The sequence below is a fragment of the Streptomyces sp. GC420 genome (assembly GCF_009916105.1).
Lineage (GTDB): Bacteria > Actinomycetota > Actinomycetes > Streptomycetales > Streptomycetaceae > Streptomyces.
Map to the genome: position 1 here is coordinate 1 of NZ_JAAAXQ010000423.1, position 6,245 is coordinate 6,245.

Consider the following 6,245-nt stretch of genomic DNA (forward strand, 5'->3'; position numbering starts at 1 on the left):
GGGCCGGGGTCAGATGGCCAGGGAGGCGAAGGGGACCGCGGCCGGAGCGCCGACGGCCTCGGCGGGGTGGGTCCACAGTCCGCCGGCGGCCAGCAGGGCCGCACACGGCCGTTCCCCCGGAGATCTGAAGTTCTTCCAGGGCCTGCACTTCGTCATCGGCTCCACGGAGGAGGAGGCCCGCCGCAAGGAGCGGGAACTCGAGGAGAGCATCGACCTGGACGCGATGGTGGCGCATCTCGGCGGCGGCCTCGGCATCGACTTCGACGGCCACCCGCTGGACACCCCGCTCGGCGACATCACGACCAAGAGTCCGGTTCGGGCAAGACCACCACCGCGCGGATGGCCCTCGCCCTGCTGCGGCCGGACGCGGGCGAGGTGCTGCTCGACGGCGGGCCGTGGACGGCGGCCGGGAGCGCGCGGCGCCGTCCGCTGCGGCGCAGGGTCGGAGTCGTCTAACAGGACCCGCTCAGCTCCTTCGACCCGCGCTGGGACGTGGGGCGGATCCTGACCGACGCCCTGCGGACCGGCCCCGGTCGGGCCGCCGCCTCCGCCCGTGAGCTGCGGGGCCTTGCCGCCGGGCTGCTGGACCGGGTCGGCCTGGCGGAACGGCACCTGGACGACTCCCCGCTGCGGCTCTCCGGCGGCCAGCGGCAGCGGGTCGCCATCGCCCGCGCGCTGGCGCCGCGGCCGGAGGTCATCGTCTGCGACGAACCGGTCTCGGCGCTGGAGGTCGGTCCTAGACGATGTTCAGCGCGACGACTCCGCCCGCGCCGCCCAGCAGCATGAAGACGGGCATGAGCACCTTCACCTCGACCCAGCTGCCGGCGCGGAAGCGCATGCCCTTGGGCGGGCCGAGCGGGTACCAGCGCTTGGCTCCGAGCGGGATCGGCCACAGGATGGGGCAGCCGGAGACGGTCAGCGCGTCGCCGACGCAGTGGACCAGGGAGCCGAGGACGATCGGCAGCCCCAGCCACAGGTATTCCTGGCCGGGTGCGGTGAACAGCCAGTCGGAGCCGTTGCCCGGCTGGTCGAGGACGCCGGCGAGGATCCAGGCGCTGGTGGCGCCGAGCAGCCAGACCAGGACGTCGCTGGAGACCCGGGCGGCCCGCCACAGCAGGCCCTCGACGGCAAGCACCAGGTTCACGAAGAGGATGAACAGGACGGCCCAGCGGCCGCCGAGGACGGCGAGGCCGGAGGCTCCCGCCCCGACCAGGACGGCCCACAGCCAGGTGTGGGTGAGGGTCCGGTGACCGCCGCTGCGGCGCGGGTCGCCCGGCTTCTTGGTGGCCTTGTAGACGGAGTACGACAGTTTGTCGATGACGTCGCACAGGCCGCGGGAGACCGGCCCGAAGGCCCGCGAGATGGTCGCCGACTTGTGGTCGAGGTCCGGTGCGAGAGCGGCGCCCGCGCAGATCAGCGCCCCGGCGAGGAGGACCGGCCACGGCATGGTGTGTCCGGCGGCGGCCGCCGCCGCACCCACTCCCAGCCAGGCCGCGGCTCCCGAGAGAGAATGCGCCGGTCCCATCATTGTCTTTCCCCGCCCCGTTTCCCTTGGTACGGCCGCTCGTTGGCGGCCGGCCGACCCCCGGTCGGCGCCACAGCGTAGCGCTCCCGATCTTCGTTCCGCCGTCCGGTTCCCTGATCGGGGGTGCGGGAAGGCAGTATGGGGGAGTGACCCTTATCGATCAGCTGCCGCAGGACGCCGACCCCGATGCCCTCTTCGAGGCTTTCTCGTCATGGACGGAGAGCCAGGGCCTCGCCTTGTACCCGGCTCAGGAGGAGGCGCTGATCGAAGTGGTGTCCGGGGCCAATCTGATCCTTTCCACGCCCACGGGCTCCGGGAAGAGCCTGGTGGCCGCGGGGGCGCACTTCACGGCCCTGGCACAGGACAAGGTCACCTTCTACACGGCCCCGATCAAGGCGCTGGTGTCGGAGAAGTTCTTCGACCTGTGCAAGCTGTTCGGCACGGAGAACGTCGGCATGCTGACCGGCGACGCCTCCGTCAACGCGGACGCGCCCGTGATCTGCTGCACCGCCGAGGTGCTGGCGTCGATCGCGCTGCGCGACGGCAGGCACGCCGACATCGGCCAGGTCGTGATGGACGAGTTCCACTTCTACGCGGAACCGGACCGCGGCTGGGCCTGGCAGATCCCGCTGCTCGAACTGCCGCAGGCCCAGTTCGTCCTGATGTCGGCGACGCTCGGCGACGTCTCCCGGTTCGAGGAGGACCTGACGCGGCGCACCGGCCGTCCTACCGCCGTGGTGCGCTCCGCGACCCGGCCGGTGCCGCTGTCGTACGAGTACCGCACGACCCCGATGACGGAGACGCTCACCGAACTGCTGGAGACCCGGCAGGCGCCGGTCTACATCGTGCACTTCACGCAGGCCGCGGCCGTGGAGCGGGCGCAGGCGCTGATGAGCATCAACATGTGCACGCGGGAGGAGAAGGACCGGATCTCCGAGTTGATCGGCAACTTCCGTTTCACCACCCGGTTCGGCAAGAACCTCTCGCGGTACGTGCGCCACGGCATCGGCGTGCACCACGCGGGGATGCTGCCGAAGTACCGGCGGCTCGTCGAGAAGCTCGCCCAGGCCGGTCTGCTGAAGGTCATCTGCGGTACGGACACACTGGGTGTCGGCGTCAACGTCCCGATCCGGACGGTGCTGTTCACGGCCCTGACGAAGTACGACGGCAGCCGGGTGCGCACCCTGCGGGCCCGTGAGTTCCACCAGATCGCGGGGCGCGCCGGGCGCGCGGGCTTCGACACGGCCGGGTTCGTGGTGGCGCAGGCGCCCGAGCACGTCGTGGAGAACGAGAAGGCGCTGGCCAAGGCGGGCGACGATCCGAAGAAGCGGCGCAAGGTGATCCGTAAGAAGGCGCCCGAGGGGTTCGTCAACTGGACCGAGAACACCTTCCAGAAGCTGATCGCCTCCGAGCCGGAGCCGCTCACCTCCCGGTTCCGCGTCACCCACGCGATGCTGCTGTCGGTGATCGCCCGGCCGGGCAACGCCTTCGACGCCATGCGGCATCTGCTGGAGGACAACCACGAGCCGCGCAAGAACCAGCTGCGGCACATCCGCCGTGCCATCGCCATCTACCGGTCCCTGCTGGACGGCGGCATCGTCGAGCGGCTCGACCAGCCCGACGCCGAGGGGCGGATCGTCCGGCTCACCGTGGACCTCCAGCAGGACTTCGCGCTGAACCAGCCGCTGTCCACGTTCGCGCTGGCCGCCTTCGAACTGCTCGACCCCGAGTCGCCCTCGTACGCGCTGGACATGGTCTCCGTCGTGGAGTCCACGCTGGACGACCCGCGGCAGATCCTGGCGGCGCAGCAGAACAAGGCACGCGGCGAGGCGGTCGCGGCGATGAAGGCGGACAGTGTCGAGTACGAGGAGCGGATGGAGCGCCTCCAGGACATCGACTATCCCAAGCCGCTCGAGGAGCTGCTCTTCCACGCGTACAACACGTACCGCAAGAGCCACCCGTGGGTCGGTGACCATCCCCTCTCCCCGAAGTCCGTGATCCGTGACATGTACGAGCGGGCCATGTCGTTCACCGAGTTCGTCGCCTTCTACGAACTCGCCCGCACCGAGGGCATCGTGCTGCGCTATCTGGCCAGCGCCTACAAGGCCCTCGACCACAACGTCCCGGACGACCTGAAGTCCGAGGATTTCGAGGACCTCGTCGCGTGGCTCGGCGAGATGGTCCGGCAGGTCGACTCCAGTCTCCTCGACGAGTGGGAGCAGCTCGCCAATCCGGAGGAGGAGACCGCCGAGGAGGCCCAGGACAAGGCCGATCAGGTGCAGCCCGTCACGAAGAACGCGCGGGCCTTCCGGGTGCTGGTGCGCAACGCGATGTTCCGCAGGGTGGAGCTTGCCGCGCTCGACAAGGTCGCCGAACTCGGCGAGCTGGACGCCGAGTCGGGCTGGGACGAGGAGGCCTGGGGCGAGGCCATGGACGGGTACTGGGAGGAGTACGACGACCTGGGGACCGGGCCGGACGCGCGGGGACCGAAGCTCCTTATGATCGAGGAGCAGCCCGAGCACGGCCTCTGGAAGGTACGGCAGACCTTCGCCGACCCGAACGGGGACCACGACTGGGGCATCAGCGCCGAAGTGGACCTCGCGGCTTCCGACGAGGAAGGCCGCGCGGTCGTCCGGGTCACCGACGTCGGCCGCCTGTGACGGCCCGCCCGGCCCCGGCTCCTCCCACGCGTCCCGCGCCACCGGCGTCTTCGCGGCATTCCCGTCTTCTCCCAAGGAACTCCTCTCATGAGCAACCCCGCCGAGCGTCTGGTCGATCTGCTCGACCTGGAGCGGATCGAGGTCAACATCTTCCGCGGCCGCAGTCCGGACGAGTCCCTCCAGCGGGTCTTCGGCGGGCAGGTGGCCGGCCAGGCCCTGGTCGCCGCCGGGCGCACCACCGAAGGTGACCGCCCGGTGCACTCGCTGCACGCGTACTTCGTGCGGCCCGGGCGCCCCGGCGTGCCGATCGTCTACCAGGTGGAGCGGGTGCGCGACGGGCGGTCCTTCACGACACGGCGGGTCACCGCCGTGCAGGAAGGGCGCACCATCTTCAATCTCACGGCCTCCTTCCACCGGCCCGAGGAGGGGAGCTTCGAGCACCAGTTGCCGCCCCGCAGGGACTTCGAGGACCCGGATTCCCTGCCGACGCTCACGGACGAGGTCCGCGAGCACCTGGGGGAAGTGCCCGAGCAGCTGGAGCGGATGGCCCGGCGTCAGCCCTTCGACCTCCGCTACGCGGACCGGCTGCGCTGGCACCCTGCGGAGATCGAGGGCGCGGAGCCGCGCAGCGCGGTGTGGATGCGCGCCGTCGGAGCACTGGGCGACGACCCGCTCGTGCACACCTGCGCCCTGACCTACGCGAGTGACATGACCCTGCTGGACGCCGTGCGGATCCCGGTCGAGCCCCTGTGGGGGCGGCGCGGTTTCGACATGGCGTCGCTGGACCACGCGATGTGGTTCCACCGGCCGTTCCGCGCGGACGAGTGGTTCCTGTACGACCAGGAGTCCCCCATCGCCACGGGTGGGCGCGGGCTGGCCCGCGGCCGGATCTACGACCGCGAGGGTCAGTTGCTGGTCTCGGTGGTCCAGGAGGGTCTCTTCCGCAAGCTGGGCGGCTGAGCCGGGGCGAGGCGGTCCGTGGGTCCGTCCCGCGGTGGTCGGCGCCACCGTGCGTCATCCCTTCGCGTCGCCGTGGACGGGGCGGTCCTGCCTGCGCCACAGCCGCCCCAGCAGGCCGCGCCCCGGCCCCGTCGCCGCGGCCCGGTGCCGCCGCCCCGGTCCGGGGCCGGGAGCGGCTCCCGTCCGCTCCGCCGATGGCACGGGCGGCACCCGCGGCACGGGCGGCCGGATTCCTGCCGCCGCCTCCGCGCGTGGCACCTGCCGCGGCGCGCCCGCCCGCCCGCGCGGCGCGCGGCCGCGCCGGGGTGCGGCCCGGGGCCGCGGCGTACGGGCCGGAGGCTCCGCGACGCCGGACCCGCGTCCGGGGCGGGCCGCCGGAGGCGGCGTGGCACCGGCCCTCAACGGTCCGCGTGCCGGTGCCGGGCCCTGCCCGGGAACGGGCACCGGAGGTTCTGCGGCGCCGGGCCGCGAGGCACCGGCCGGCCAGGCGCCGGGGATCCGCTGCCGCTCGCCGCTTCCCGCCCCACGCGCGCAACGCGGCAGCCCGTCCGGGATCTCCTCTTCGGCAACCCGGGATTCCGGTTCCGCCGGGGCGCCCGCGGGCGGGCCGGTGCGAGCGCGCCCCGTTCCACCGCCGCGGGAGCCCGGCGGCTCTTTCGGGCCGCCCGTCGCCTCCGGGTGTGCCCGCGCCGCACCGGCCGGGCGTTCGCCCCTCGCCCGCCCCGAGCCGGGCGGCCGGGCGCCCTCCGGCACGGCGACCGCCGCTTCGCGGGGTGAATCTCCCGGGCTCGCGCACTCACCCGCTTCGCCCAGGAGGCCCCGCGGGGTCTCCCCCGAGCCCGTGTGCGTGCAGTCCGCCCCGGTGGCGTGCCGGCCGGACCCGCCGGCGACCGCCCTGTCCATGACGTGCCCGGCGGCATAGGGCGGCATGCCTCCGACCGGCCCCGCGGCGGCAGTCCGGGCCGTCTCCGGCACGACAAGGGCAGCGGGCCGCGGGAACTCGTCCCGGCTCGCGGCGGCGGCCGGTCCGGAACGGGGGTGTGGGAACCGGCTGTGCCCGGCCTCCGGCCCGTGGGAGTCGAGCGGGAGGAGAGGGGCGG

At 72.8% G+C, this 6,245-nt stretch carries 4 protein-coding genes and 1 pseudogene; 3 read left to right on the forward strand and 2 right to left on the reverse strand.

Annotated elements, in window-relative coordinates; genetic code table 11:
• Positions 1-9: 9 nt before the first annotated feature.
• Positions 10-156 carry a hypothetical protein gene (locus GUY61_RS42005; protein ID WP_166633996.1) on the reverse strand — a complete coding sequence of 49 codons (147 nt, stop codon included), beginning with the start codon at positions 154-156 and terminating at the stop codon, positions 10-12.
• Between the two features lie 183 nt (positions 157-339).
• Here GUY61_RS42005 and GUY61_RS40780 point away from each other — a divergent pair.
• A pseudogene (locus GUY61_RS40780) lies at positions 340-786 on the forward strand (ATP-binding cassette domain-containing protein).
• On the opposite strand, the gene GUY61_RS32995 reads toward GUY61_RS40780, so the two are convergent.
• Entirely contained in the window at positions 737-1,528 is a 792-nt protein-coding gene (locus GUY61_RS32995) for a metal-dependent hydrolase (RefSeq protein ID WP_166633998.1), read from the reverse strand. The pseudogene GUY61_RS40780 and the gene GUY61_RS32995 overlap by 50 nt on opposite strands.
• 143 nt (positions 1,529-1,671) lie before the next feature.
• Here GUY61_RS32995 and GUY61_RS33000 point away from each other — a divergent pair, with 143 nt between their 5' ends.
• Entirely contained in the window at positions 1,672-4,185 is a 2,514-nt protein-coding gene (locus GUY61_RS33000; protein WP_166633999.1) for an RNA helicase, read from the forward strand.
• Between the two features lie 87 nt (positions 4,186-4,272).
• Complete coding sequence (locus GUY61_RS33005; protein ID WP_166634000.1) at positions 4,273-5,145, forward strand: acyl-CoA thioesterase II; 873 nt, start codon at positions 4,273-4,275, stop codon at positions 5,143-5,145.
• Positions 5,146-6,245: the final 1,100 nt, after the last annotated feature.